Origin of the sequence: Pseudomonas sp. MPFS (genome assembly GCF_022537035.1) — a bacterium.
Lineage (GTDB): Bacteria > Pseudomonadota > Gammaproteobacteria > Pseudomonadales > Pseudomonadaceae > Aquipseudomonas > Aquipseudomonas sessilinigenes.
Map to the genome: position 1 here is coordinate 3,184,806 of NZ_CP066123.1, position 26,917 is coordinate 3,211,722.

The 26,917-nt window shown below is 62.7% G+C and carries 21 protein-coding genes; 13 read left to right on the forward strand and 8 right to left on the reverse strand.

All coding sequences use genetic code 11. The features are described 5' to 3' along the window. Positions 1-38 precede the first annotated feature (38 nt). Positions 39-938 (reverse strand): SDR family NAD(P)-dependent oxidoreductase, encoded by a 900-nt coding sequence (locus I9018_RS14800; protein WP_124346792.1) that lies wholly within the window; start codon positions 936-938, stop codon positions 39-41. Beyond that, positions 919-2,493 carry an NAD(P)/FAD-dependent oxidoreductase gene (locus I9018_RS14805; RefSeq protein WP_241109923.1) on the reverse strand — a complete coding sequence of 525 codons (1,575 nt, stop codon included), beginning with the start codon at positions 2,491-2,493 and terminating at the stop codon, positions 919-921. Before I9018_RS14805 ends, I9018_RS14800 begins: the two co-directional genes overlap by 20 nt. Positions 2,494-2,755: 262 nt before the next feature. Between I9018_RS14805 and I9018_RS14810 the strand changes: the two genes are divergently transcribed. The 11 genes from I9018_RS14810 to I9018_RS14860 all read left to right on the forward strand — a co-directional run bounded on the left by I9018_RS14810 (position 2,756) and on the right by I9018_RS14860 (position 17,347). Then, positions 2,756-3,751 (forward strand): alpha/beta hydrolase, encoded by a 996-nt coding sequence (locus I9018_RS14810; protein WP_241109924.1) that lies wholly within the window; start codon positions 2,756-2,758, stop codon positions 3,749-3,751. 291 nt (positions 3,752-4,042) lie between these two features. After that, entirely contained in the window at positions 4,043-5,320 is a 1,278-nt protein-coding gene (locus I9018_RS14815; RefSeq protein ID WP_241109925.1) for an alkane 1-monooxygenase, read from the forward strand. 156 nt (positions 5,321-5,476) lie between these two features. Continuing rightward, positions 5,477-5,968 carry an alkane oxidation protein activator PraA gene (praA, locus tag I9018_RS14820; protein ID WP_241109926.1) on the forward strand — a complete coding sequence of 164 codons (492 nt, stop codon included), beginning with the start codon at positions 5,477-5,479 and terminating at the stop codon, positions 5,966-5,968. Between the two features lie 204 nt (positions 5,969-6,172). Next, complete coding sequence (gene praB / locus I9018_RS14825) at positions 6,173-6,655, forward strand: alkane oxidation protein activator PraB (RefSeq protein ID WP_241109927.1); 483 nt, start codon at positions 6,173-6,175, stop codon at positions 6,653-6,655. Positions 6,656-6,838: 183 nt separating this feature from the next. After that, entirely contained in the window at positions 6,839-7,330 is a 492-nt protein-coding gene (gene praB / locus I9018_RS14830) for an alkane oxidation protein activator PraB (RefSeq protein WP_241109928.1), read from the forward strand. A 447-nt stretch (positions 7,331-7,777) separates the two neighbouring features. Further along, complete coding sequence (locus I9018_RS14835) at positions 7,778-9,232, forward strand: outer membrane protein transport protein (protein ID WP_241109929.1); 1,455 nt, start codon at positions 7,778-7,780, stop codon at positions 9,230-9,232. 267 nt (positions 9,233-9,499) lie between these two features. Continuing rightward, on the forward strand, positions 9,500-12,049 hold the full coding sequence (locus tag I9018_RS14840) for an acyl-CoA dehydrogenase (protein ID WP_241109930.1): 2,550 nt from the start codon (positions 9,500-9,502) through the stop codon (positions 12,047-12,049). 30 nt (positions 12,050-12,079) lie between these two features. Then, positions 12,080-13,432, forward strand: a complete 1,353-nt coding sequence (locus I9018_RS14845) for a 3-oxoacyl-ACP reductase (protein ID WP_241109931.1) — start codon at positions 12,080-12,082, stop codon at positions 13,430-13,432. A 3-nt stretch (positions 13,433-13,435) separates the two neighbouring features. Next, positions 13,436-14,329 carry a MaoC/PaaZ C-terminal domain-containing protein gene (locus I9018_RS14850; RefSeq protein WP_241109932.1) on the forward strand — a complete coding sequence of 298 codons (894 nt, stop codon included), beginning with the start codon at positions 13,436-13,438 and terminating at the stop codon, positions 14,327-14,329. Continuing rightward, positions 14,326-15,624: an acetyl-CoA C-acetyltransferase gene (locus I9018_RS14855; RefSeq protein ID WP_241109933.1), complete on the forward strand. Its 1,299-nt coding sequence runs from the start codon at positions 14,326-14,328 to the stop codon at positions 15,622-15,624. Before I9018_RS14850 ends, I9018_RS14855 begins: the two co-directional genes overlap by 4 nt. A gap of 19 nt (positions 15,625-15,643) precedes the next feature. Continuing rightward, positions 15,644-17,347, forward strand: coding sequence for an AMP-binding protein (locus I9018_RS14860; RefSeq protein WP_241109934.1), 1,704 nt, complete (start codon positions 15,644-15,646; stop codon positions 17,345-17,347). 214 nt (positions 17,348-17,561) lie between these two features. Here I9018_RS14860 and I9018_RS14865 read toward each other — a convergent pair whose 3' ends face one another. Genes I9018_RS14865 through I9018_RS14880 form a run of 4 tightly spaced genes read right to left on the reverse strand, consistent with a single transcriptional unit; the run spans position 17,562 to position 22,230 of the window. After that, positions 17,562-18,812, reverse strand: coding sequence for an HlyD family efflux transporter periplasmic adaptor subunit (locus I9018_RS14865; RefSeq protein WP_241110147.1), 1,251 nt, complete (start codon positions 18,810-18,812; stop codon positions 17,562-17,564). A 25-nt stretch (positions 18,813-18,837) separates the two neighbouring features. Next, positions 18,838-20,337: a TolC family protein gene (locus I9018_RS14870; protein WP_241109935.1), complete on the reverse strand. Its 1,500-nt coding sequence runs from the start codon at positions 20,335-20,337 to the stop codon at positions 18,838-18,840. Then, positions 20,330-21,529, reverse strand: coding sequence for an ABC transporter permease (locus I9018_RS14875; RefSeq protein ID WP_068576092.1), 1,200 nt, complete (start codon positions 21,527-21,529; stop codon positions 20,330-20,332). Before I9018_RS14875 ends, I9018_RS14870 begins: the two co-directional genes overlap by 8 nt. After that, positions 21,526-22,230, reverse strand: a complete 705-nt coding sequence (locus tag I9018_RS14880; RefSeq protein WP_068576094.1) for an ABC transporter ATP-binding protein — start codon at positions 22,228-22,230, stop codon at positions 21,526-21,528. Before I9018_RS14880 ends, I9018_RS14875 begins: the two co-directional genes overlap by 4 nt. A 353-nt stretch (positions 22,231-22,583) precedes the next feature. On the opposite strand from I9018_RS14880, the gene I9018_RS14885 reads away from it, so the two are divergent. Continuing rightward, positions 22,584-23,333 (forward strand): TetR/AcrR family transcriptional regulator, encoded by a 750-nt coding sequence (locus I9018_RS14885; protein WP_068576096.1) that lies wholly within the window; start codon positions 22,584-22,586, stop codon positions 23,331-23,333. A 176-nt stretch (positions 23,334-23,509) separates the two neighbouring features. Continuing rightward, on the forward strand, positions 23,510-24,457 hold the full coding sequence (locus I9018_RS14890) for an alpha/beta hydrolase (protein ID WP_241109936.1): 948 nt from the start codon (positions 23,510-23,512) through the stop codon (positions 24,455-24,457). Between the two features lie 43 nt (positions 24,458-24,500). Here I9018_RS14890 and I9018_RS14895 read toward each other — a convergent pair whose 3' ends face one another. Next, positions 24,501-25,814, reverse strand: a complete 1,314-nt coding sequence (locus I9018_RS14895; RefSeq protein ID WP_241109937.1) for an FAD-binding oxidoreductase — start codon at positions 25,812-25,814, stop codon at positions 24,501-24,503. Further along, complete coding sequence (locus I9018_RS14900; RefSeq protein WP_241109938.1) at positions 25,811-26,899, reverse strand: polyamine ABC transporter substrate-binding protein; 1,089 nt, start codon at positions 26,897-26,899, stop codon at positions 25,811-25,813. The genes I9018_RS14895 and I9018_RS14900 overlap by 4 nt, the downstream gene beginning before the upstream one ends. Positions 26,900-26,917: the final 18 nt, after the last annotated feature.

Sequence of the window (26,917 nt, forward strand, 5' to 3'; positions counted from 1 at the left end):
GGCTGTCGCTCCTCTAGACATGGAAATAGGTTGCGGCCTCACAGGCCGCGTTCATCCTGGGGTTCATACACCGCTGGCCGAGCCTTGCCCGGCTTGGGCGCCATGCGTCGGCTGACCCATACCACCAGGGCCTGGTAGGCGCTGGGCAAGAGGCGGATGAACAGGTCGAGGAAGTGCGCGTCGCGGCCGATCAGTACCCGGCGCTTGTTCTTGCGCACCCCCAGGAGGATGACCTTGGCGGCGGTTTGCGCCGAGGTGATGAACAGCTTTTCGAAGTCGTCACGGGCTTGCTGTTCGTTGTCGATGAGGAATCCCTTGACGTTGTCGCTGATGCGACTGGTGCGAGCGATGTCGGTACGGATGCCGCCGGGGTGTACGCAGGTGGCGGACACTCCGTTGCCTTGCAGGTCGAGTTCCTGGCGCAGGGACTCGGTAAAGCCGCGCACGGCGAACTTGGTGGCGTTGTAGCCGCTCATGCCCGGTTGCGAGAACAGCCCGAACACGCTGGAGGTGTTGATGATGTGGCCGTCGCCCGCCTGCTTGAGGTAGGGCAGGAAGGCCTGGGTGCCATGCACCACGCCCCAGAAGTTGACATCGACGATCCACTCCAGGTCCGCCAGGCTCGAGCCTTCGACAGTGCTCGACAGGGCGACCCCGGCGTTGTTGAAGATCAGGTTGATCTGACCGTGCTCGGCAGCGCTGGCGGCGGCCCAGGCGAACATGGCGTCGCGATCGCCGACGTCCAGCTCCTGGCTGCTGATGCGCAATGGCAACAAGGTGGCGGCCTGGGCCTGGGCAACGGTCTGGGCCAGGCCCTGGGGATTCTTGTCGGCCAGGGCCAGGTGGCAGCCTTCGCGGGCCAGGGCGATGGCCAGGGCGCGCCCCATGCCGGAGGCCGCACCGGTGATGGCGGCGACTTTACCGTTGAAGTTCTTCATGGGTGACGGCCTCTTGCAGGTTCAGTGGATGCGCGACGATCGGCGCGGCGACAGGAACGGGGCCGGGCAGGCGGCTGCTCAGGTAGTCCCGTAGTTCGAAGTGCTGCAGGGTCCTCTTGAAGCTCAGGGTTGAGCCGGGCCAGAGCGTGGTGTTCTGCCCGCTGCGTGGGTCCAGGTACCAGCTGCGGCAACCGCCCGTGGACCAGATGGCCCCGGCCAGGCGTTGTTGCAGGCGCTGGTTGTACTGGCGCTCTATGTCGGCCTTGACCTCCAGGGCACCGATGCCGTCCTGGCGCATCCGCTCCAGGGCCTTGAGGATGTAGTCCACCTGGGCCTCGATCATCAGAATCATCGAGTTATGCCCCAGCCCGGTGTTGGGGCCGACGATCATGAACAGGTTGGGGAACCCCGGCAGGCAGGTGCCCAGGTAGGCGTGGGCGCCTTTGGACCAGTAGTCCATCAGGTCCTGGCCCTGGCGGCCGAAGAGCAGGCCATGGGGCAGCGGGTCGGTGGCCTGGAAGCCGGTACCGAAGATGATGCAGTCCACGGGATGGCGGGTGCCGTCGGCAGTGACCACGGCATCGGCCTCGATGCGCTCGATGGCTTCGCTGACCACGCCGACGTTGCCCCTGGACAGGGCCGGGTAGTAGTCGTTGGAGATCAGGATGCGCTTGCAGCCGATGGTGTAGTCGGGAGTCAGGCGCTGGCGCAGCAGTGGGTCGGGCACTTGCTTGCGCAAGTGGCGCAAGGCTACGCGCTGCACCACCTTCATCAGTTTGGGCCGCCGGGCGAAAGCGATCACCCGGCTTTCCAGGGCCCAGTACAGCGCCGAGCGGGCCAGGCGCTGGGTAAAGGGCAGGTGCTTGAAGGCCCAGCGCTCCAGGGCACCGAGCTTGCGATCGGGCTTGGGCATGATCCACGGTGGGGTGCGTTGGAACAGCTTGAGCTGAGCCACTCGCGGGGCGATCTTCGGTACGAACTGGATGGCACTGGCACCGGTGCCGATCACCGCGACCCGCTTGCCTTGCAGGGAGTAGCGATGGTCCCACTGCTGGGAGTGGAAGCGCTTGCCGGTGAATGTCTCGAGCCCCGGGATGTCCGGGATCGCCGGGCGCGACAGGCCGCCCATGCCGGACACCAGGACCCGGGCGCTGACCCGGCGGCCATTGCTGAAATGCAGTTGCCAACGCTCACGATCCTCATCGAAGACCGCTTGCTCCAGGCCCATGTTGAAGCACAGGTAGGGCGCCAGGGCGAAATCCCGGGCGCAGTTTTCCAGGTATTCGCGGATTTCCGGCTGGGGGGCGAATTGCCGCGTCCAGTTCGGGTTGGGAGCGAAGGAAAAGGAATAGACATGGGATTGCACGTCGCAGGCGCAGCCCGGGTAGTGGTTGTCGCGCCATGTGCCCCCCAGGGAGGCAGCCTGTTCGGCAACGAAGAAATCCGTGATTCCGGCCTGCTTGAGCTTGATCGCCATGCACAAGCCGGCAAAGCCTGCGCCGATGATGGCGATATCGACGACCTCGGGGCCGTCGGGTGGCGAGTACGCATTCATTGTGTGTACCTCGATTGTAGTGACGCTTGGGTGACTTTCGTCAGTGAGTGAAAACTCAGGATTGCACAATTTAAAATAATGTTTTAAAAATTAATTTAAATAAATCACCTGAAAATGTCACCTGCGCTCGTCGCCTGTGGATTTGCGGGCTCCATCCGGACTTGGGTGGGATTCCACAGGCGGTACCAGGCCAGGGCGACAAGCCGGGCCGGATCAGTGATTCGGTTGCCGCGCGAGACAGGTCAGCTCGAGGGGGCGTGGTATGGAATGGCTGGTAGCGGTGACGGTATTCCTGGTGGTCAGTGTGGTGCTTTGGCTGGTGAGCTTTCGTATCGACCGCAAGATAGAAAGCCAGGTGCCGATCAACGGGCGCTTCCTTGAGGTCGGCGGCGAGCGCCTGCACTACACCGATGAGGGCAGGGGGCCGGTGCTCCTGATGATCCACGGCCTGTCCGGCTGCGCACGCAACCTGACCCATTCCCTGGCGCCACAGCTGCGTGAGCAGTTTCGGGTGATCACCCTCGATCGCCCCGGCTCTGGTTACTCCACCCGGGCCCGAGGGGCCCCGGCCGACCTGCCGGCCCAGGCCAGCCTGATCGCCAAGTTCATCCGGACCCTGGACCTTGGGCAACCTTTGGTGCTCGGGCATTCCCTGGGTGGCGCCATTGCCTTGTCGCTGGCGCTGAATCACCCGCAGTCTGTGTCGGGGCTGGTCCTGGTGGCGCCCCTGACCCACCCGCAACGGATGTTACCCCTGGTGTTCCTGTCCCTGGGCGTGCGGCCGGCCCTGCTGCGCCGCTGGATGTCACTGACGTTGGCCGCGCCCATGGCCATGCTCGGGCGGCACAGCCTGGTCAAGGCGGTATTCGCCCCGGACCCGGTGCCCGAGGACTTTGCGGTACGCGGCGGCGGCCTCTTGGGCATGCGTACGAGCAACTTCTACAACGCCTCCAGCGAGATTGCCGTGGTCAACCGGGCCTTGCCCGACATGGTCAAGCATTACTCCAGCCTGAAGCTGCCGGTGGGCCTGATCTACGGCTCCAAGGACCCGGTCCTGAGCTACCGCAGGCACGGCGAGTCCATGGTCGGCAAGGTGCCGGGCCTGGCGCTGGAGATCGTTCAAGGGCGCGGACACATGCTGCCCATTACCGCGGTAGAACGGGTGGTCGCCATGGTCCGGCACGTTGCCGGGCAGGCCGGACCGCAGCGTAGCGCGACCATATTGCATCCGCCGTTCGCGGCATCACGAGCAGGCTAGGGGCGTGGTGCGGGGTGCTTTCGGGGGCCCGGCGACGACTTTGGCAGCAGCTGTAACTGCTTTACGGGCGACATTCAAAACAGACTGAAAAAATAGTTGACGAGCTATCGAATCCGCGCTATTTATTTTAAAAAAATGTTTTGAATGTTTTTTTTGAAAGTGCAATTGAGTGGTTAAAATAATGAAAATACCGCCATTTCACGCTTCATCTTCATTCACTCTCGCTTCGGACAGCGCAGATGCGCTTTCCTTTATAGCATCCTTGTCCTCTGCCATCCTGCGGAGGCTGCCATGAATGTTTCAGTGGCGGCACCTCAAGTCTGGACCGATGGCAAGCGTCACCTGTGGTGGCTGGGTACCTTGCCCATGATCACCCCCTTGTTGTCTGGAGTGTTCGCGCTCCTTACCGGTATCCAGCTCTCCTGGTGGATCGGTGTACTGGTGATCTTCGGCCTGATCCCCTTGATCGACGGCCTGATTGGCGAAGACACCAGCAACCCGCCTGAATCCGCCGTTCCAGACCTGGAAAAACAACCCTACTATCGTTTCATCGTCTACAGCTGTGCCGTGCTCTCGGTGCTGTCCCTGATAGTCACCGCCTGGATGGCGGTCCATGGGGTGGACTGGATCATGGCCGGCGGCCTGGTCCAGCTGAGCGAACAGCTGCACCTGCAGGGCGGCCTGGCGAATTTCGCGGCATTCGTTACCGAACGTTCGCAATTGCACGGCAGTGTGACCTGGTTCACCTACCTGGGCATGGCCATGTCCACTGGGGCGGCCACTGGCATCGCCATCAACATCGCCCATGAACTGGGGCACAAGAACCTGCCGATGGCCAAGTTCCTGGCCAAGCTGGCCCTGGCCTCGACGTTCTATGGGCACTTCTTCGTCGAGCACAACCGTGGGCACCACGTCCGCGTGGCCACACCGGAAGACCCTGCCAGTTCGCGCCTTGGCGAGTCGTTCTGGAGCTTCCTGCCACGCACCGTGTGGTTCAGCCTGCGCTCGGCCTGGCACCTGGAAGGCGAGCGGCTGCGCAAGCAGGGCTTGCCGACCCTGCACTGGAAGAACACCGTGCTCAGTTCCTGGGCCTATAGCCTGGTGCTGTGGGGGGTGCTGATCGCTTGGCTGGGCGTTGCGGTGATCCCGTTCCTGGTGATCCAGGGCATCTACGGTTTCTCCCTGCTGGAGGTGGTGAACTACGTGGAGCACTACGGCCTGCTGCGCCAGAAACAGGCCAACGGTCGCTACGAGCGCTGCTCGCCACGTCACTCCTGGAACAGCAACCGGATCGTCACCAACATCTTCCTGTTCCAGTTGCAGCGGCATTCGGACCACCATGCCAACCCCACTCGTGCGTACCAGGCTTTGCGCCACTTCGATGAGTCGCCGCAGCTGCCTTATGGCTACGCCACCATGATCGTCTGGGCCTACGTACCGTTCCTCTGGCGCCGGCTGATGGATCACCGGGTACTGGCTCACTACTCGGGTGATGTACGGCTGGCCAATATCCAGCCGGCCAAGCGTGCCGAGATACTCAAGCGCTACGGCTTCAACGCAACCGATTGAGACACCGCTCTTTAGTTGTACTGCTCACCACTTCAAGTGCTCGTGAACCGTTTGTGTTCGCCTGTGATTCGCCTCTTGAAGGGTGAGCAGAGCAAGACAGAAGTCCTTAAACACGTTGACCGACAACAACAATAAGCAACTGTAAGGAAGTCACCGATGTCTATCTCACCGCTGTTTGCAGCCCGTCTGTTCGTGGTCCTGGTGGGTGTATCGCTGATGAACGCGGCCGACGCCGCGCGCATCGAACCGGCCAACACCGAGTTCACCGCCAAGGGCCCCATCAGTTTTGCCAAGAGCATTATCAATGCCGATTGCACCATCCAGGTCAGCGGCAAGATCAGTCCTGATGGCAGCTATGCCAGTGTCGAGAAAGTCGATTTCAGCGGCGGCCTCAAGTGTGGCCAGGTCGAGGCCACGCACTTGCCCTGGAAGCTGATTGCCAAGGACGAAACCAGCGGTGCCATGTCGGGTATCCGGGTCACGGTGCACGCCCCCCTGGTGGGCGGTGAATGCGGCCCGAGCACAGCCGAAGGCAGCTGGAACAACACCACCGGCAAACTCGAAGCGGCCCAGGTCAGCCTTGACGGCGGCTGCACCATCAAGACCGTATCGATCCAGATGCCGCCCAAGTTCCGGGTAACGCCCTGAGTAGCAACAGAATCCAAGGAGGGACGCTGATGATCTTGCAAGCGGATTGGAAAGCCCCGGCTGTCCAAGCGGCATCGATATCACCCTAGCGCACTCCAGTATCGAATTCGGTCGAGCCGGAGCGCCGATGGCGTCATCGACAACCTGGCGAGGCTGATAACCCCCCTGGCAACAACTGTTGCCTAATTCTTGAGGAAAACAACAATGCAAAGCATCAAGACTCTGGTATCTGTCGCTTCCTTCGCCATCTGCCTCGGCGCCGCGTCGATGGCTAGCGCAGCGACTATCAGCCCTGCCGGTCCGTTCTCGGCTCCGGGCTCCATCACTGTCACTTCGCCTGCGTCGTTCAATCAGCCGGTGACCTGCAACATCAACTTCACCGGCACCGTGAACGGCCCTAACGCCACCATCACTGGCGCCACTGTCAACGGTGCTAACCCACTGTGCGGTGTGCCAGTACTGCTCAACCTGCCTTGGACTCTGACTCCCGCCAACGCCACCTCGGGCACTGTGTCTGGCGTGAACTTCAAGATCATCAACGACTGCAGCGCTACTCCGGTCACCATCAATATTGCCTGGAACAACGGGACCAACACCCTGAGCGTTCCTTCGGCGCAAACAGTCGGCAAATGCAAGATCACTGCTTTGAGCGTCAACCCAGATCCACGTTTCACTGTATCGAACTGATGCAGGTGTAGGTTTCTAGCCTGCTGATCACCGGCTGGAAAAACAGGCACCTCGCTTGGGGTGCCTGTTTCAAGGTGCTTAAGATCGATCTGTAACGTAACTGAAAGTTGAGGTGTGAAGAACTTACTAACAATAACTTGAATGGATGTTCGGTCGAGTCCAAACATTAAGAGGTATAACGCGATGAACACTGTTAAAACTCTGTTTTCTGTGGCTTCTTGTGTTATCTGCCTGGGCGTGACGTCGATGGTCAGTGCGGCGACCATTGAACCTAAAGGGAAAGGTTTTAATGCGCCGGGTACTATTACGGTAAGGTCGCCTGGCTCACTTAATCTACCGGTGACCTGTAATATCAATTTCAGTGGCAATGTGACGGCAGATGGCTCCAAGGCCATGATCACCGGCGCCACTGTCAGCGGTAGTAATCGCCTTTGCGGTGTGCCCGTGTTGCAGAACCTGCCTTGGACGTTGACCGCTACCAGCACCACTACCGGTACGGTTTCCGGTGTCATGTTCCAAGTTATCTTTGATTGCAGCAGTGCTCCGGCGACCATCACTGGCAATTGGAGCAATGAGCAAAATCGACTGTGGATCAGCTCTGCGCAGCGGGTGGGAAGTTGCACGATCACTAATTTGAGTGTCAATCCAAATCCACCTTTTAAGGTGTCGGAATGAAACAGGCTCGAACGCTGTTAGTGTTCGAGTAACGCTGAAAATAGGCACTTCGCTAGAAGTGCCTATTACAAGGATCTGAGCGGGTCACGATTGTTTTATGTCATGTATAAAAAGCACGGGGCCGGTCTTGGAGTTTGGTGTGTTCAGTTTTTTGCGGGTGCTGTCTATAAGCTTTTGGGTTTTCGCGAGCGCAATTTTTTCAGCAACGATAAGGTTGATCTTAGTGCTTTGAATGTCACTTGGGTGCAGGCAATTGATATTTGCAATGTCATGGCTTTGTTACCCAGTTGCGGATTTTAGGGTAGTGCCATAACGATACATGAACGGCCATTTGTTGCTTTAACTGGAAACAGGCGCCTCATCGCAGGTGCCTGCTGCAATACCCAGGATCGGTGGGGCAACCGATCGCAGCCGATAACAATAAGTAAAGTAAGTAAGGAGTAGGGCATGAATAACAAGAAATACAAGCTCCAGGCGGCCATTGGCCTGGCAGTGTTGGGTGGCCTGATCGGCTCTGGCTCGGTGCAGGCGGGTGGTTTCTCTACTCCGACCTACGGGGCTCCTGGGTGGGGTCGAGCCTTCGGGGGAGGCTCGCTGTTCAAGAACGACCCCAGCGCAGCGTTCAACAACCCGGCGGCCATGGCCTTTATCGATCGCAACATCGCCCATCTGACGGTCGACTACGCCCGCATCAAGATGAAGTACAAAGGCAATGCCTATGACTTCCGTGGGGACCCGGCGACCACGCTGCCTGTAGATGGAGATGGCAATCCGGGGGATGCATCGGTTCCTCTGGATGGCAATGGTGGCCAGGGTGGCTTTACCGCCTGGTTGCCGACAGGGTTCATGGTGATGCCCATCAATGATCGGTTCGCCTTCGGCCTCAGCCAGGTGGTGCCCATGGGCATGCGCAGCACCTGGGACCAGAATGGCTCCAAGCTCCGTGATTTCGCGGTCGATACCAAGATCGAGACCGTGGGCCTGACCGGCTCCTTGTCGTACAAAGTCAGGGACGACTTTGCCGTGGGGGGAGGGCTCATCGTCCAGCGAAGCCAGGGCTTCGTCAGCCAGAACCTCAACCTCACCGGGGCTGCCGCCCTATCTCCCGGGTTGGGCGGAGCGATCGATTTTCCATCTGGAGTAGGGTCCAACCTGATGCGGGTCAAGGTGGACAACACCTCGGTAGGCTGGTTCACCGGGGTGGTCTGGAAACCCACGGATCGTGACACCCTGGGCCTGAACTATCACGCCAAGATCAAGAACAAGATGGAGGGCCACTACAATATCTATGCCGATGCGACGGGGCGCGGCCAAATGACGGTGAAGTTGCCAAACCTCGGCAACAAGACCCTGGTCGAAGCAGCCTATCCCGGCCTGAAGCTGTTCCCGGACGGAGCCAAGGCATCAGCAGAACTGGACATTCCAGCAACCGTCGGCCTGGACTGGGTGCATGTCTTCGATGATCGCTTCACCATGGGCGCCAGTATGCTCTGGACCCAATGGTCATCGTTCAAGGACCTGACCCTCAAGTCCCAAGGCAACACCATCGTCTCCATCCCGTATAAGTACAAAGACACCATGATGTACTCCCTGGGCGGCGACTATCGTTTCACCGACCGGCTGACCTTGCGTGCCGGTGTGGCATTCGACGAGACCCCGACCCGGGACTCGACCCGGGACCCGCGGATCCCGGACAACGATCGCTGGTTCACCTCCCTGGGCTTTGGCTATGACATCAAGGCCATTCCAGGCCTGACCATCGACGGCGCCTATTCCCGGCAATTCGTCAAGGAAGCCAAGCTCAAGACCGTCAACCAGGACCGCCTCGGCGGTTCCCGCCTGGACGGCAAGGTCAATGCCAAGGGTGAAGTGGTGAGCCTCTCCGCCACCTATAGCTTCTAAGGGCGAGCCACCGCCAGAGCCAACGACAGCACCAAGGGATTGCGCTGCTGCCGTTGGCTCAACGGGCCTTTGTAGAGGCCGTTTTCATTCATTTTTCCCCCTTCTGGCTGACTGCGTTCAGCCATTTTGTGTTGTAGAAAATTGTTAAATAAAAATTTCAAAATAAAATTTGAAACGCACTTGTTTCCTTTGTAGTGTGGTTTCCGAGGGGCCGGCACAACGCCCGGGCTCCAAGGAGCTGTCTCGTTAGAACAAGAGAGGTATTCCATGATTGTCTGGTTATTGGTGGGAGTTGCCGCGGCGCTGGCCCTGGCGTATCGACAGGCGAGCGCGGCCCTGTGGCTGGGTGCCGGCCTGGTCTGGCTGGCGGCCGGGCATCTGCTGGGCCTGGTAGGTACCCTGGGCCTGGTCCTGGGGGTCGTGCTGGTGGTAGCGCCCGCTGCATTGCTGACGCTCAAGCCACTGCGTCGTACCTTGCTCACCAGCAAGGCCTTGGCGATGTTTCGCAAGATCATGCCGGCGATGTCCGATACCGAGCGTGCGGCCATCGAGTCCGGCACCGTGTGGTGGGACGCCGAGCTGTTCAGCGGCAAGCCCGACTGGAAACGCCTGCTGGGGGCTGCACCGGCCAGCCTGAGCGCCGAAGAGCAGGCGTTCATGGACAACGAAGTGGAAACCCTGTGCGACATGGCCAACGACTGGGAAACCACCCAGGTCTGGCAGGACCTGTCGCCCAAGGCCTGGCAGTACACCAAGGAAGCCGGCTTCCTGGGGATGATCATTCCCAAGCAGTACGGCGGCAAAGGTTTCTCCCACTATGCCCATTCCCAGGTGGTGATGAAGCTCTCCACCCGCTGCTCGGCGGCGGCGATCTCGGTCATGGTGCCCAACTCCCTGGGCCCGGCCGAACTGCTGCTGCACTACGGCACCGAGGCCCAGCGCCAGCACTACCTGCCGCGCCTGGCCCGTGGCGAAGACATTCCGTGCTTTGCCCTGACCAGCCCCTATGCCGGCTCCGATGCCGGGGCCATTCCCGATACCGGCGTGGTCTGCAAGGGCCAGTTCGAAGGCCAGGAGGTCCTGGGCTTTCGTGTCACCTGGGACAAGCGCTACATCACCCTGGGGCCGATCGCCACCGTGCTGGGCCTGGCATTTCGCGCCGAAGACCCGGACGGCCTGCTGGGCAAGAAGGGCAGCCTGGGCATCACCTGCGCACTGATTCCCACCACCCATCCGGGGGTGAACACCGGGCGCCGGCATTGGCCGCTGAACGCGGTATTCCAGAACGGCCCGACTACCGGCAAGGATGTGTTCATTCCCCTGGAGTGGGTGATTGGCGGCGCGGCGCAGGTGGGCAATGGCTGGCGCATGCTGATGGAGTGCCTGGCCGCCGGGCGGGCGATTTCCCTGCCGTCGTCCAACGTCGGCCTGGGCAAGGTCGCGGTCCGCGGCACGACCGCCTATGCGGCGATGCGCAAGCAGTTCGGCCTGCCCATCGGCAAGTTCGAGGGTGTCCAGGCGCCCCTGGCGCGCATGTCCGGGCACCTGTATGCCTGTGACTCGGTACGCCGGGTATCGGTGGCGTCCCTGGATGCCGGTGAAAAACCTTCGGTGATCTCGGCCATCGCCAAGTACCACGTCACCGAGCGCGCGCGGATCATCGTCAACGACGGCATGGATATCGTCGCCGGCAAGGGCATCTGCATGGGCCCCAACAACTTCCTGGCCCGCGCCTACCAGCAAAGCCCGATCGCCATCACCGTGGAAGGCGCGAACATCATGACCCGCTGCCTGATCATCTACGGCCAGGGGTTGATCCGTTGCCATCCTTACGTGTTCCGCGAGATGGAGGCGGCCCGCGATACCGGGCGCAAGGGCCTGGAGGATTTCGACAGCGCCATGTTCGGCCACATCAGCTTCGTCTTCGCCAACACCGTGCGCGCGGCCGTGCATGCAGTGACCGGCGGGCGCCTGATCAAGGCCCCGAGCAACACCGACAAGGCCCTGGCGCCTTACTACCGCCAGGTCCAGCGCCTGTCGGTGGTGCTGGCCCTGGTCTCGGACATCTCCATGGGCGTGTTGGGCGGCGCACTCAAGCGCAAGGAAAGCATCACCGGGCGTTTGGGCGACATCCTCTCCCAGCTGTACATCCTGTCCTGTGTGTTCAAGCGCTTCGAGGACGATGGCCGGCCCCAGGCCGACCTGCCCCTGGTGCACTGGGCTGCCCAGGACGCGCTGTTGCGAGCTCACGAGGCCCTGGCCGAAGTGCTGGAGAACTACCCGTCCAAGGCCGCGGCGCGGATCATTCGTGGCCTGAGCTTTCCGTTCGGCATTCCCCAGCACAAACCCAGCGACCGCCTGCTGGCGGAGGTTGCGGAACTGGTGCAGACCCCGGGCGCGACCCGCGACCGCCTGCTGGCCGATTCCTACATCCCGCAACCGGACATCGACAAGCTGGCCTACGGCGAACTGGCGTTCCGCTTGCAACCGCAGGTGGAGCTGATCGAGGCGCGACTCAAGCCGGCGGTCAAGCAGGGCACCCTGGCACCGCTGCCGATCTCCCGCGACGCCTTCGACGTATGGCGACTCAAGGCCCGGGAACTGCAATTGATCAGCCAGGACGAGGACGAATTGCTCGACCGCTATGTGGAGTACGGCGATCACGCGATCCAGGTAGACGACTTCCCGCAGGATTTCGGTCTGTTGGAAGCCTTGCAACAACGCCAGGCGCATTTCGAACAGAGCGCCAAGCCGGCCTCGCGCAAGCGCAGCGCCAGCAGCGAAGACACGGTAGCGGCCAGCGACTCGGCCTATTGACCTTCTACTGGTTTTGATTGGAATCCATATATGTCCGACGGTTATCTTTCGTTCGTCAATTCCGGGTGGGGGCGCTGGCTGGCCCAGCGCACCGGCCTGCCACAACCGGTGCCGCTGCAACGCAACCGCGAGGGGCAGGGCGGCAACCTGATCAACCCGGTGATTCTCGCTGCGGCGCCCGAGGGGCGCCTGTTGGGCGAGTTGCAACGGATCTTTGCCGCCACCGATATCGTGGCGGCGCAGGCCGCAAGCATCAACGCGCCCTCGACCGTGAAGGTCCAGGGCGTGGTGTTCGATGCCACCGGGCTGGGCGACGTCGCCCAGCTCGATGAGCTGTATCGCTTCTTCCATGCCAACGTCCGGCGCCTGACCGCCCATGGCCGAGTCGTGATCCTGGGGACGCCACCGGAACGTTGCACCGAACTGGCCCAGGCGGTGGCCCAGCGTTCGCTGGAGGGTTTCGTGCGTTCCCTGGGCAAGGAACTGCGCCGGGCCATCACCGTACAACTGCTGTATGTCGAGCCCGGTGCCGAAGCGGAACTGGACAGCAGCCTGCGTTTCTTCCTGTCCCGGCGCTCGGCTTATGTCTCGGGCCAGGTGGTGCGCATCGGCGAACCGGTGGATGTGCCTCGGCAGCTGGATTGGGAGCGGCCCCTGGGGGGGCGCCGGGCCCTGGTTACCGGTGCCTGTCGTGGCATCGGCCTGGCCATTGCCAAGGTCCTGGCCCGCGAAGGCGCCCAGGTGGTGTGCCTGGACATCCCGCAGAGCGAGGTCGAGCTGCAACAGGCCGCCGCCAGCCTGGGTGGCAACGCCCTGGCCCTGGACATCACCGCGGCCGATGCTGGCCAGCGCCTGCTGGCGTTCGTCGCTGAGCAGGGCGCCTTCGATATCGTGGTGCACAACGCCGGCATCACCCTGGACAAGACCCTGGCGAAGATGACCGAGGCCGCCTGGCGCAAGGTCATGGCCGTCAACCTGGAAGCGCCGTTGCTGCTCAGCCAGGCGCTGCTGGAGGGGCAGGGGCTCAATCCGGGCGGGCGGATTGTCTGCGTGTCGTCGATTTCCGGTATCGCCGGCAACCTCGGCCAGAGCAACTACGCCACCTCCAAGGCCGGGGTCATCGGCCTTGTCCAGGCCCTGGCGCCGTTGGCGGCGCGCCAGCAGATCACAGTCAACGGCGTGGCCCCGGGGTTCATCGAAACCCAGATGACCGCGAAGATCCCGTTGATGATCCGCGAGGCGGGACGGCGGATGAACTCCATGTCCCAGGGTGGGCAGGCGGTGGATGTGGCCGAGACCATCGCCTGGCTGGCCCATCCCGCCTCCGGCGGGATCAATGGGCAGGTGGTCCGCGTTTGCGGGCAAAGCCTGCTGGGAGCCTGAGCCATGAGTGCCGATTCCGCGATTCGCATCATCGAGCCGCCACCGTCCCGTGGCCAGTTGCTCTACGACGGCCTGCGCGGCTTGCGCAAGCCCAAGCTTGAGACCGCACCGCCGTTGCCCACCGAGCGCCTGGTGCGCCCGGCGGTGGAGCTGCAGGCGGCACAGGTCGCCCGTTATGCCCAGGCCTGCGGGTTCCGCCGCGAGCATGGGGTGCCGCTGTCGTTCCCCCATACCCTGGCGTTTCCCCTGCATCTGTTGCTGCTCACCAGCCGGACCTTTCCCTATCCGGCCAGTGGCATGGTCCACCTGGCCAACCACATTCGCCAGCATCAGCGCCTGGAGGAGGGCCAGGCCCTGCGCCTGGAAGTCTTTGCCGAGCGCTGGGTCGCCCATCCCAAGGGCCAGGCCCTGTCCATCGCCACCCGTGCCTACGGTGGTGGCGGGCTGGTCTGGGAGGGCGACAGCCTGTACCTGCGCCGCGGCGTTTCCGACCCTGTGGGCGAACCCTGGGCAGGTGCACTGGCGCTGGATGAACAGGCCCTGATACGCACCCAACGCTGGAGCCTGGCCGGGGACCTGGGGCGACGTTTCGCCAAGGTCAGCGGCGACTTCAATCCGATCCACACCTCCTGGCTGGGTGCGCGATTGTTCGGTTTCCGTCGGCCCATCGCCCATGGCATGTGGACCCTGGGCCGGGCCCTGGCGGCGCAACAACCACCGCATCCGCTGGCCGTGGCGCAGTTGGATTGCGAGTTCAAGCTGCCGATTTTCCTACCGGCCTCGGTAAGCCTGTGGAGTCGCGTGCCCGACGGCCCGCGCCATGAATTCGAAGTGCGCAACAACGCGGGCGACAAGCCCCATATGCGCGGCCTACTGACCTGGGGAGCTCGGGAATGACTGAGTACAGTTTCAATCCGGCGCCGGTGCGTCGGGTAGCGATCATCGGTGGTAACCGGATTCCGTTCGCCCGTTCCAACACGGTGTATGCCAATGACAGTAACCAGGACCTGCTGGTGGCGGCCCTGCAGGGCCTGGTGGACAGGTTCGGCCTTGCCGGACAACGCCTGGGGGAGTTCGCCGCGGGGGCGGTGATCAAGCATTCGCGGGACTTCAACCTGGCCCGTGAGTGTGTGATGTCCACCACGTTGTCGCCGCAGACCCCGGCCTACGATATCCAGCAGGCTTGCGGTACCGGGCTGGAGGCGGCGCTGCTGGTGGCCAACAAGATCGCCCTGGGGCAGATCGAGGTGGGTATTGCCGGTGGCTCCGATACCACCTCCGATGCGCCCATCGGCATCAACGAAGGCTTGCGTCGCACCTTGCTCGCGGCCAATCGCGCCAAGGGTACCGGCAACAAGCTGCGCAGCCTGCTCAAGGTGCGCCCGGGGATGTTCTTCAAGCCATTGCTGCCGCGTAACGGCGAGCCGCGCACCGGCCTGTCCATGGGGGAGCACTGCGAGGAAATGGCCAAGCGCTGGCAGATCAAGCGCCTGGCCCAGGACGAACTGACCCTGGCCAGCCATCAACGGTTGAATGCGGCCTATCAGCGGGGCTTTTTCGACGACCTGATGACGCCGTATCGCGGCCTTGCGCGGGACAACAACCTGCGGGCCGACGCCAGCCTGGAAAAGCTCGCCGGGCTGGGGCCGGCCTATGACCGCAACAGCGGCACCCTGACGGCCGGCAATTCGACACCCTTGACCGATGGCGCCTCGGTGGTGCTGCTGGCCAGCGAAGAGTGGGCCGCGGCCAACAACCTGCCGGTGCTGGCCTACCTGCGTACCGGGGAGACCGCGGCGGTGAACTTCGTCGATGGCACCGAGGGCCTGCTGATGGCGCCAGCCTACGCAGTACCGCGCATGCTGGCCCGGGAGGGGCTGGGGCTTGGCGACTTCGATTTCTATGAGATCCACGAAGCCTTCGCTGCCCAGGTGCTGTGCACCCTCAAGGCCTGGGAGGATGCCGACTATTGCCGGGACAAGCTCGGGCTCGAAGGGCCGCTGGGGAGCATCGACCGGGCCAAACTCAACGTCAACGGCGGCTCCCTGGGGTGCGGGCATCCTTTTGCCGCTACCGGTGGGCGGCTGTTGGCGGCCCTGGCCAAGGCCATTCACGAGCGCGGGGGAGGCCGCGGACTGATTTCCGTCTGTGCAGCAGGCGGGCTGGGTGTAACCGCCATCGTCGAAAAATAAAATAACAAGGAGACTGCCCATGAGCGTCGCAAGCCTGCAACCTGCCGAGCGTATCTGGCTCAACGCTTACATGTCGGGTGTACCCAGCGATATCGAAGCCGACATCGACCGTTACCCGTCGTTGCGCGAGGTGTTTCTCGAACACGTGGACAAGTATCGACAACGGGTGGCCTATGTCAGCATCGGCACCGAGATGGGCTACGACCTGTGGGAAAAGCGCGTGTTCGCTTTCGCCGCGTGGCTGCAGTCCAAGGGGGTGAAAAAGGGCGATCGGGTGGCGTTGATGATGCCCAACAGCCTGCAGTACCCGATCTGCCTGTTCGGTACGCTGCTGGTCGGCGCCATGGTGGTCAACGTCAACCCGCTGTACACCGCCCATGAGCTGCGCCATCTGCTCAAGGACAGCGGCGCCGAGACCGTGGTGATCTTCGAGAACTTCGCCCATACCCTGGAACAGGCCATGCCGGGCAGCAAGTTGAAGAACATCGTGGTGGCCTCCATCGGCGACCTGGTGGGTACCTTCAAGGGGGCGGCGCTGAATTTCGTCCTGCGCCATGTGCAGAAGCAGGTTCCCAAGTTCAACCTGCCAGGTTCCATTCGCTTCCCGGCGATGATGAAGCTGGCGGCCGTGCTGGAGTACCGGCCGGTGGAGCTTGCGCAGGACGACATCGCCTTCTTGCAGTACACCGGTGGTACCACGGGCGATGCCAAGGGCGCCATGCTCACCCACCGCAACATCCTGGCCAACCTGATGCAGGCCAAGGCCTGGGTCGGCGACCAGTTGGACGAGAACCAACAGGAAACCAACGTCACCCTGCTGCCGCTGTACCACGTGCTGTCGCTGACGGTGAACTGCCTGATGTTCATGTGCCTGGGGGGGCGCAATATCCTGATCGCCAACCCCCGTGACGTGAAGCGGGTGCAGATGATCCTGCGCAAGGAAAAGTTCAGCGGCATCGTCGGGGTCAACACCTTGTTCAATGGCTTGCTGGAGAACGAGGAATTCCGTGGGCGCGATTTCTCCGACCTGAAGCTGACGATTGCCGGAGGCATGGCCACCCACACCGCCGTGGCCCAGCGCTGGAAAGAGGTGACGGGGGTACCGATCGTCGAGGGCTACGGCCTGACCGAATGCTCGCCGGTGGTGAGCATCAGCCCGATTGAGGTCGCCCGTGTGCGCGAAAGTGATTTCAGCGGCACTATCGGTGTGCCGTTGCCGTCCACCTGGGTGCGCTTCATGCGCGAGGACGGCCAACTGGCGGACATCGGCGAGGAGGGCGAGTTGCAGGTACGCGGCCCGCAGGTGATGAAGGGTTACTGGCAGCGACCCGAGGAAACCGCCAAGGTCCTGGACCGCCACGGCTGGCTCTCTACGGGCGATATCGGGGTGATGAACGAAAAGGGCTTCATCCGCTTGGTGGACCGCAAGAAGGACATGATCCTGGTGTCTGGCTTCAACGTGTACCCCAACGAGATCGAGGATGTGGTGGCCTTGCATCCCGGGGTGGCGGAAGTAGCGGCCATCGGCGTCGAGGATGGAGTCACCGGGGAGAAGGTGAAGATCTTCGTGGTACGCAAGGACCCGAACCTTACCCAGGAGCAACTGCTGGCCCATTGCCGGGAGTACCTCACCGGCTACAAGGTGCCGCGCTACGTCGAGTTCCGTGTCGAAGAGCTGCCCAAGACCACGGTCGGCAAGGTCCTGCGCCGGGCCCTGCGCTGAACCTGAGCGCAACGGGCATGTGATTGTGGAAGCGAGGCTTGCTCGCGATGGTCGTGAGCGGTAGTGCGCGTTTACGGGATAAACGCAGCGCTCTGCAGTCCATCGCGGGCAAGCTTCGCGCCTGATGTCTTTAACCGATCGGCATTGCCCTGCGGGGCGCTTTTTTATGCCTGCAGTTTCCTCAAGGCTGGCAAGCCATATCTTCCCAGCGCGCTCACTGGCCCTCGGGCAGTCGTACCTGGCCTGATTGCAGGCCGAACACTTCCACGCCTTCGGCCGTCGATTGGCCTGTGGTCACGGGCACCCGCCGGGGCGGCTGGTCGGCTGCGGTCCGATACTCCACGCTCATGCCCTCGGCGCTGTGCTGGATCGCCGAGGGAGGTACCACGATCGCCTGGTCATTGCTGTAGGTAATGATGGTGAGCCGGGCGCTCATGCCCAGGCGTACCCGTTGCAGTTGTTCCTGGGTCAGTTTAGGAACCGACAGGGTCACGGGGAATTGGGCGCTGCCGCCCGAAGCATCTGCCGGCAGGGCGAGGCTGCTGACGATGTCCACCTGGCCGCGAAGGCGCTCGCCATCGAAGCCATCGCCGAGAATCTCCACGCTCTGGCCCTGGCGTAGCTGGTTGATATCCAGCTCCGAGACCTTGCTGACGATTTTCAGCTGCTCGATGTTGGCCAGGCCGAACAGCGCCTGGCCCTGGCCGACCTTGCTACCGTTCTGGATCGAGCCCGAGGTGGCGGCCGAGGCCGCTTGCGCCAGGGTGATCCCGGGTGCCGGCACGACGATCCCGGCAAAGGGCGCCTTGACGTCCTTGCCGGCAAGCAAAGCGCGCAGGGCTTCGTACTTGACCGTGGCATTGGTCAGTTCCATGTCGGCGATCTGGCGGTATTCGCCCTTGCCCTGTTCCTGTGCCTGCTGCAACTCGCCCTGGGCCGCGGTCAGGTCCATGCGTTGGGTCTGCAATTGCTGGGTCAGGTCATCGAGTTCGTTGCGGGGGATGATGCCCCGGCTGAACAGGTTCTGGCTCTCGTTGAGCTTGCGCTCGGTATTGCTGACGGTCATCTGCGAGGTTCGCAAGGTGCGTCGGGCCCTGGACACTTGGGGGCTGTTGTCCCAATCCTGCAACTCCTGCACTGTGCGGCGCGCCTTGAGCTGTACCGACAAGGCCTCGCGCAACTGGATCTCGATCAGGCTCGGGTCCATTTTCAGCAGCACCTGGCCGGCTTCGACCCGCTGGCCCTGTTCCACCAGGCTGGCCAGGACATTGCCGTCGAAGGGCGCTACCAGGCTGATGGTCTGCAAGGGTTCGATCTTGCCCACCAGGCCGATCTGGTGGGTCAATGGCGCGTTGCTCACTTCGATCCACTGCCCTTTGCCGGGTTGCGGCTCGGCCGGGGCGCGATAGCTGATCACGACGGCACCGGCCACCACCAGCAGGGCGATGGCAACGCCAACCTGGATACGGCGTTTGCGTAGTTTCTTGGGATCAGAAGTCGTTGAGCTCAATGTCCCAGGTCTCCAAGGTCGTGCCCAGCGTCAGGTCCAGTTGGGTCTGGGCGTTGAGATAGGCAATGAGGGTATTCAGGCGCGCGTTTTCGCTGGTACGCAAATCGTTTTCATAGCTCAGTACCTGGAAGTTGCTGGAGCGTCCGGCGCTGAGCTTTTCCCGCTCGATTTCCAGCTTGCGCCGGGATAGCTCCACGGCGCGCTGGGAGATCTCATATTGGCGCCAGCGCGTCCCCAGGTCGCGCACTACATCGTTGACATTGCGCTCCAGTTCCTGACGGGCTTCGGCGATGGTCAGCTCCTGCTTCTCCACGGCAACCCGGGCCTGGACTTCCTGCTGGCGGGTCTTCGGGTCACCGATGGGAATTTGTACCTGGACCCCGGCATAACTGTCCCAGTTACGCCTTGAACCGTTGCCGCTGTCATTGTCGTAGCGATTGCGAACCTGATTGGCGCCAGCGACCAGGGAGACATCCCAGAGTCCCTGGCTCTTGGCCACGACCAGGTTCAGATCGGCCTGCTGGCTGCCCAGCAGGGTCGCCAGGTAGTTGGGCTGCTGGATTTGGGCCAGGCGCAAGGCCTCCTGGCGACCGATGCTGATCTGTGTTGCCTGCAACGCATCGCTGGCTCGAACCCGGGCCGACAGGTCAAGCGCCAGCAGGCGCAGCAATGACAAGCGATTGCTGTCGACCTGATTGCGCGCATCCTCGACCCCCAGTTCCTGGGTGGCGATATCGGCCTCAGTCTGCACGATCTCGAATTCGGCCATCCGGCCGGCGGCAATCAGGGCCCGGTTCACGTCGAGCAGGGCATTGGCCCGCTTGAGCGCCGCCTCCACGATAGTCAATTGCTCCTGGGCCCGAAGCAGATCGCGGTAGGCGCTGATGACGGCGGATATGGTTTGCGCCACGCCAGCCTTGAGGTTCAGGCGATTGGCTTGCTCGTTGAGGCGTACCAGGCGCAGGGGTGCGGTGGTGACATCCCAGCCGGCGCCCTTGAGCAGCGGTTGGATAATGGAGAGGTCCAGCCCGTCCCGGCGGTTGTAACCGGCACGGTTGGCATTGCTCAGCTCCTGGTTCCAGGCCAGGTTCAACCGAGTCCCGTATTCGGTGAGCAGGGTCGAGGAGGGCTTGAGCGTGGCGTTGCGTACACCGTCCGCACTGCCTCTGTTGGCCTGGTAGGTGCCGTTGATCGAGAGCTTGGGGTTGAAGGTGTCTTCCGCGACCAGCAAGTCGTATTTCTGCGTGACACGGTCCAGGTAGGCGCTGCGGATTGTGCGGTTGTTGCGCAGCCCCAGGTAGACGGCATCGGCAAGGGTCAGGTCGACCTGCTGGTTCAGCAGTGTGGCGCCGTCCTGGTGCCCACCGATATTGCGCATGCTGGGGGCCGATGCCTGGCTGAGCACATCCATCTCCTTGGCCAGGGCCAATGGGCTGAGCAGGCATGACCACAGCAACAGGGCGACGATACGTTCACTCATCCCGCAAGGCCTCCACCGGTTGCAGGGCAGAAGCCGAAAGCGCCGGATACAGGCCGAAGAACAGGCCGATCAGCAAGGTGCTACCGACACCCAGTGGCAGTGAGGTGGACGCCAGGGCGAATTCCCAGCCGGAGACCCGGGCATAGAGATAGGCGGCGCTGATTCCCAGGAGGGCCCCTGACAAGGCCCCAACGGCTGTCAGGGTCACCGCCTCGAGCAGGAACAGGTTGCGAATGTCCCGGCGCCGGGCCCCCAAGGCCATGCGGATACCGATCTCCCGACGCCGTTCCGAGACGTTCATCAACATCACGTTCATGACTCCAACGCCACCGCCCACCAGGGAGATCCCCCCCAGCGCCATCAGCAAATAGCCGAAGGTGCGGCTTTGCCGGGTCATGCCGTCGATGATCTGCTGTGGTATCTGGACCTCGACGCCTCGTCCTGGGACGAGTTTTTTCAAGGCTTGCTCCAGATCGCTGGCCACGTGGTTCATATCCTGTGCCGGGGCTGCGCGGGCGATGAGGTTGCTGATCTGTGGCGAGGGAGAAATTCGCCGCATGCCTTCCAGCGGTATGAACAGTGAGTCGTTGGTCTGTACCGGGATCAATACCGCGGAGGGTTGTTCGCGCAGAATGCCGATGATCTGGAACAGGTAATCGTTGACCCGAACCCGGTCCCCTAGCCGCAGGGGGTGATGGGGCGTACTCAAGGTCCGGGCGATGTTGGCGCCGATTACCGCATAGGTTTCACCGGCATCGAATACCGAGAGGAAACGACCTTCCAGCAATTGCAGGCGCATGGCCTGGGCCAGCGGTGCGGTAGCGCCTACCAGGCCGGCATTGGTGGTCCGCCCCTGGAAGACCACCGGGCCGCTGAACAGGGATACGGGCGCGATATGCAGGATGTGTGGCAGGCGCTGGTACAGGTAGTCGATATCCAGGACCGCAGGCATCCGGGCCTTGCTGCCGGATGTATCGGGAAACTGTACGGCAAGGGTATCGGTGCCCATGTCCTGGAAGATCGCCGCGGCATCCTTGGCGGCGTTATGGCCGATATTGATCAGGGCCACCACCGAGGAGCTGCCGATGACGATGCCCAACAGGGCCAGGATCGAGCGCTTGCCCAGGGTCCGCAGGCTGACGAAGGCTTCGTGCAGCAGCTGGCTGGCGCTTTGCTCGAGCATCAGGCTCATGCCGGACAGACCTCTTGCACCACGCCGTTGTTGACCCGGATTTGCCGCTCCAGGCGCTGGGCGATGCCGGGGTCGTGGGTAACGATGATCAGGGTGACCTGGCGTTCACGGTTCAATGACAGCAGCAGGTCCATGATGTCCCGGGCCGTGTGGCTGTCGAGGTTGCCGGTGGGCTCGTCGGCGAGGATGACCGAGGGTTCGCCCACCAGTGCCCGGGCGATGGCCACCCGTTGCCGCTGGCCGCCGGACAGGTCCGCCGGACGGTGGTCGGCACGCTGCCCGAGGCCGACCTGGTCGAGCATGTGCATGGCTCGCTCCAGGGACTCACGCCGTGCCACCCCGCGGTAGCTCAGGGGCAGGGCGACGTTGTCCAGTGCGCTCAGGCGTGGCAGCAGGTTGAAGCTCTGGAACACGAAGCCGATCTGGCGGTTGCGGATCGCCGCCAGCTGATCGGGGCTGGCGCGGAAGATATCGTGGCCAGCGAAGCGATAGTCGCCGCTGTCGGGCAGGTCCAGCAGGCCGAGGATATTCAGCAGGGTACTCTTGCCAGAGCCGGAGGCACCGAGGATGGCGCAGCTTTCACCGGCCTGGATGGACAAGGAGACGTTCTTGAGAATATGGAGCGGTTGCTCCGCCAGCCGATAGCTCTTGCCTATGCCCTGCAGGGAGATGAAACCTTGCTCGATTATCGTCTCTGTCATTGCTTACTGCGCCGGCTGGCTCGACGGACTGTCTGAAAAAAACCACACCTGGGGGAGTCTTCGGGGCAGTTTTTTGGAGCAGCGCCAAGCTCTGGTTTTATTTATTATTTTAAAAAACTTGTTTGAATAGTAACTGCGTTCATTCCTGTGCGCTAGCTGTCTAGAGCGGGTAATCGAGCGCTTTTTTTGACAGGTTCAGGGCAGGAACCCACTGGTCACAAAACGGCCTATGGGCGCTTTAGGAGTCCCTCAGGCCCTTGCTTTTAGGGAATCTCGCGGGTATAAAAAATCAAATTTTTTTTTAAAACACTGTTCGAACGGTCAGTTTTTCATCCAGTAAAGGTTAGCCCTCCATGGTCGCCAAGAAACTCAGTGCCCCCAATGTCACCAAGACCCGACTGCTGGAAGCGACCGAGGCATTATTCATCAAGTACGGCTACGACGCCGTGCTGCTGCGCCAGATCACCGAACGGGCCAAGGTCAACCTGGCGGCGGTGAACTATCACTTCGGCGACAAGGACTCGCTGATGAAGGCCCTGCTGATGCAGCGCCTGGGGCCGCTCAATGATCAGCGCCTGGAGCTCTTGGCCAAGTGCGAGGAGCAGAGCGACGGGCCGCTGGATTGCGAAACCCTGCTGGGGGTGTTGTTCGCCCCGGCGATGGGCATGGAACGCAGTGATGAAAGTGGCGGCGTGGAAGGTCGTTCGTTCATCCGCTTCCTTGGCCGGGTCTACAGCGATACCTCGCCCTTCATCCAGGAGTACCTCAAGGAACACTACCAGCCGGTGTTCGAACGCTTCTTCAAGGCATTCGCCCTGGCCCTGCCGGACCTGCCGCGTAACGAGCTGGGGGTGCGCCTGCAGTTCGCCCTCAAGGCGATTTCCGGGGTGATGGCGGGCACCGAGTTGCGGCTGTTGATGCAGGCGATGAGCCTGGGGCGCCCGGCCACCGATGCCGAGGTCATGGCCAAGCTGATCAGCCTGGTATCGGCGGCGATCCGCGCGCCAATGCAGGACCCGGACTCAGAGCAGGCACTGGAAAAGGTCCTCGCGACCCAGCGACTGATCCGCCAGCAAAGCCATGCCCTGGCCGGGCACCTGTAGCCGCTGCCGAGCTGGCGAGGCTGCGACCGGCTGCGCAGCCGCCGCAGTTCGCGAATCCACCTGAGCTGATGTCCGCCGCGCAGAGCCGACACCCGCATCATTCGGCTGATCGATGATGCTCAATGCCTGGCAGGACATCTGCTAGGTTTTCCTGGCACTTGCCAGGAGCCCTCGCCATGACTTCCTTCCAGCAGCACATTCTGGCCGTCAACGGCATCGAACTCAGCGTCTGGGTGGCCGGCCCCGAGCAAGGCCGGCCCGTTTGGCTGCTCCACGGCTTTCCCGAGTGCTGGCATTCCTGGCGGCACCAGGTGCCGGCTTTGGCGGCGGCCGGGTTCCGGGTCTTTGTCCCGGAAATGCGTGGCTACGGCCGCAGCTCCGCTCCCCAGGCGATAGCAGACTACGACCTGCTGACCCTGTGCGCCGATATCCAGCAGGCCATGGAGGCCTTCGGTCACGAGCGGGTGTGCATGGTTGGCCACGACTGGGGGGCGCCGGTGGCCTGGCACCTGGCTCTGTTGGAGCCGCAGCGGGTGGCGGCGCTGGTGACGATGTCGGTGCCCTTTGCCGGGCGGCCCAAGCGCCCGGCCAGCGAGATCATGCGCCAGGTGCACGGTGGGCATTTCAACTACATCCTGTATTTCCAGGAACCGGGCGTGGCCGAGGCCGAGCTCGACGCTGACATCGATACCAGCCTGCGGTTGTTCATGGGCAATATCGAGGCCCTGCTGCAACCCAAGCCGGCCGACTCCCGATTGTTCGATGGCGTGACCATCCCCGACAGCTTGCCCAGCTGGTGCCCGGAGGACGATTTCCAGGTCTATCGGCAGGCTTTCGTTGGCAGGGGATTTCGCCCGGCCTTGAACTGGTACCGCAATTTCGAGCGCAATTGGCAGCGTACCGAGTTTCTTGCGCAAGCCCGGGTCATACAGCCTACGTTGTTCCTGTTGGGCGATCGCGATCCGGTCGGCGTGCTGGAGGCCCATACCCTCAAGCGCATGCCCGACCGGGTCGCCGACCTGGAGCAGCATGTGCTGCAAGGGTGTGGGCACTGGATCCAGAGCGAGCGTGCGCAGCAGGTCAACCACCGGCTGCTGGACTTCCTGCACAGGCGCTTTTTGTGAACCTTGCCATGCGCTCACTTCTCGAGCCCTGGGAGGCGGGCCGTCAACCCAGGACTTCACGCAGCCGATGCCAGAGCATGCCCAGGGCCAGCAAGGGCGCACGCAAGGCGGGCCCGCCGGGAAAGGTCATGTGCGGTACCGCGCTGAACACGTCCAGGCCCTGGCTGTGGCCGGCATGGATCGCCTCGGCCAGCAGCCGCGCGGTCCAGTGGGTGACGTTAAGTCCATGTCCGGAGTACCCCTGGGCGTAGTACACGTTGGGGAACTGGCGCAGGCGTCCGACCTGGGGGAAGCGGTTGGCGGTGATGCCGATCTTGCCACCCCACTGGAAGTCGATACCGATGTCCCCCAGTTGTGGGAACACCTTGAGCATCTTCGGCCGCATGTAGCCGGCGATATCCGCTGGATCGCGGCCGGAGTAATGGCAGGCCCCACCGAACAGCAGGCGCCGGTCGGCGGTCAGCCGGTAATAGTCGAGGCCGACTTTCTGGTCGCACAGTGCCAGGTTGTCCGGGATCAACTGCCTGGCCAGAGGTTCCGGCAGCGGTTCGCTGGCGATGATGTAGCTACCCGCGGGCAAGACCTTGCCGCTCAGGCGCGGCTCCAGGTCCTCCAGGTGAGCGTTGCACGCCAGCACCAGGCGTCCGGCTCGCACGGTGCCCCTGGCGCAGCGCAGCTTCACGCTATCGCCGTGGCCTAGCTCCAGCACCGGGCTGTGCTCGAAGATCCGCACGCCCAGGGACGTCGCTACCCGGGCTTCGCCCACCACCAGCTTGAGTGGGTGCAGGTGGCCTGAGCCCATGTCCACCAGGCCTCCGGCGTAGGCCTTGGAGGCCACTACCTGGTGCATGTCCCGGGCCGCCACCAGGCGGGTGGCATGGCGATAATCCAGGCTCAGCAGGTGCTCCTGTTCGCTTTGGAATGCGGCGAACTGGGCTGGGGTATTGGCCAGTTCGCAGAACCCCCAGCGCAGGTCGCAGTCGATCCCGTGCTTGGCGATACGCTGGCCCACCACCTGCACCGATTCGATACCGGCCTGTTCCAGGTATTTCAGTCCTTCCTGGCCGACATAGCGGGCAAAGCCGCTGATGTCATGGCCGATGCCGCGGATCAGTTGCCCGCCGTTGCGCCCGCTGGCGCCCCAGCCGATGCGCCGGGCCTCCAGGAGGATCACCGTGAGCCCGCGCTGGGCCAGCTCGATGGCGGTGTTGACCCCGGTGAAGCCGCCGCCAACCACGCAGACGTCGGCTTGCAGGTCGCCTTCCAGGGATGGGTAGCCGGGCAGGGCACCGACCGACGCCGCGTAATAGGAGTGGGCGTGCCCGTTGGCACCGCCCAGGGAGAGTGGCTGGTTCATTTGTTGGACTTCACTTTGCTCCACGAGCGAGTCATGACGCGCATGATCGCGGGAGATGGAGTGCTGGCGATGTACAGCTTGTCCAGCACCTCCTTGGGTGGGTAGACCTCGGGATCGTTCACCAGCTGGGCGTCCATGTACTGCTGGGAGGACGGCGTGGGGTTGGCATAGCCGACCTGGGCGCTGACCTTGGCGATCACTTGCGGGTCCAGCAGGTAGTTGATGAAGGCATGGGCCTGTTTGGTATTGGCGGCGTCCGCGGGAATGGCCATCAGGTCGAACCACAGGTTGCTGCCTTCCTTGGGAATCGCGTAGGCGATGTTCACTCCATTCTTGGCTTCCCTGGCCCGGTTGGCGGCCTGGAAGGCATCGCCGGAGTAGGCGAACGCCACGCAGATATTGCCGTTGGCCAGGTCCGAGACGTACTTGGAGGAGTGGAAGTAGGTGATGTAGGGGCGCAGGCTCAACAGCTTGGCCTCGGCCTTCTGGTAATCGGCCGTCGATTGGCTGTTGGGGTCCAGGCCCAGGTAGTTGAGCATCGCCGGCATGACTTCATCGGGCGAGTCCATCAGCGAGACCCCGCATTGCGCCAGCTTCTTCAGGTTCTGCGGTTCGAACAGCACCGCCCAGGAGTCGATATGGTCGATGCCCAGCACCTGCTTGACCTTGTCGACGTTGTAGCCAATGCCATTGGTGCCCCACAGGTAGGGCACCGAGTACTGGTTGCCGGGATCGTTCTGCTGCAACAGGGTCATCAGCTTCGGGTCCAGGTTCTTCCAGTTGGGCAGTTGCGTCCGGTCCAGCTTGAGGAAGGCCCCGGCCTTCACCTGGCGGGTGAGGAAGTGGTTGGAAGGCACCACCACGTCGTAGCCGGTACGTCCGGCCAGCAGCTTGCCTTCCAGGGTCTCGTTGGAGTCGAACACATCGTAGATCACCTTGATCCCGGTCTGGGCCTGGAAGTCGGCCAGGGTCGTCTTGCCTATGTAGTCGCTCCAGTTGTACACGCTGACGCTGGGTTCGGCCTGGGCGGCGGTGCTGCACAGGGTCGCCAGGGCGACCGGGATCACTGCTTTGAATAGACGCATATTCGACACCTCTGTGGG

Bases quoted from the DNA above. Each gene is read 5' to 3' on its own strand.
- I9018_RS14800 (WP_124346792.1), bottom strand. From the start codon at position 938: ATGAAGAACTTCAACGGTAAAGTCGCCGCCATCACCGGTGCGGCCTCC.
- I9018_RS14805 (WP_241109923.1), bottom strand. From the start codon at position 2,493: ATGAATGCGTACTCGCCACCCGACGGCCCCGAGGTCGTCGATATCGCC.
- I9018_RS14810 (WP_241109924.1), top strand. From the start codon at position 2,756: ATGGAATGGCTGGTAGCGGTGACGGTATTCCTGGTGGTCAGTGTGGTG.
- I9018_RS14815 (WP_241109925.1), top strand. From the start codon at position 4,043: ATGAATGTTTCAGTGGCGGCACCTCAAGTCTGGACCGATGGCAAGCGT.
- praA (WP_241109926.1), top strand. From the start codon at position 5,477: ATGTCTATCTCACCGCTGTTTGCAGCCCGTCTGTTCGTGGTCCTGGTG.
- praB (WP_241109927.1), top strand. From the start codon at position 6,173: ATGCAAAGCATCAAGACTCTGGTATCTGTCGCTTCCTTCGCCATCTGC.
- praB (WP_241109928.1), top strand. From the start codon at position 6,839: ATGAACACTGTTAAAACTCTGTTTTCTGTGGCTTCTTGTGTTATCTGC.
- I9018_RS14835 (WP_241109929.1), top strand. From the start codon at position 7,778: ATGAATAACAAGAAATACAAGCTCCAGGCGGCCATTGGCCTGGCAGTG.
- I9018_RS14840 (WP_241109930.1), top strand. From the start codon at position 9,500: ATGATTGTCTGGTTATTGGTGGGAGTTGCCGCGGCGCTGGCCCTGGCG.
- I9018_RS14845 (WP_241109931.1), top strand. From the start codon at position 12,080: ATGTCCGACGGTTATCTTTCGTTCGTCAATTCCGGGTGGGGGCGCTGG.
- I9018_RS14850 (WP_241109932.1), top strand. From the start codon at position 13,436: ATGAGTGCCGATTCCGCGATTCGCATCATCGAGCCGCCACCGTCCCGT.
- I9018_RS14855 (WP_241109933.1), top strand. From the start codon at position 14,326: ATGACTGAGTACAGTTTCAATCCGGCGCCGGTGCGTCGGGTAGCGATC.
- I9018_RS14860 (WP_241109934.1), top strand. From the start codon at position 15,644: ATGAGCGTCGCAAGCCTGCAACCTGCCGAGCGTATCTGGCTCAACGCT.
- I9018_RS14870 (WP_241109935.1), bottom strand. From the start codon at position 20,337: ATGAGTGAACGTATCGTCGCCCTGTTGCTGTGGTCATGCCTGCTCAGC.
- I9018_RS14875 (WP_068576092.1), bottom strand. From the start codon at position 21,529: ATGAGCCTGATGCTCGAGCAAAGCGCCAGCCAGCTGCTGCACGAAGCC.
- I9018_RS14880 (WP_068576094.1), bottom strand. From the start codon at position 22,230: ATGACAGAGACGATAATCGAGCAAGGTTTCATCTCCCTGCAGGGCATA.
- I9018_RS14885 (WP_068576096.1), top strand. From the start codon at position 22,584: ATGGTCGCCAAGAAACTCAGTGCCCCCAATGTCACCAAGACCCGACTG.
- I9018_RS14890 (WP_241109936.1), top strand. From the start codon at position 23,510: ATGACTTCCTTCCAGCAGCACATTCTGGCCGTCAACGGCATCGAACTC.
- I9018_RS14895 (WP_241109937.1), bottom strand. From the start codon at position 25,814: ATGAACCAGCCACTCTCCCTGGGCGGTGCCAACGGGCACGCCCACTCC.
- I9018_RS14900 (WP_241109938.1), bottom strand. From the start codon at position 26,899: ATGCGTCTATTCAAAGCAGTGATCCCGGTCGCCCTGGCGACCCTGTGC.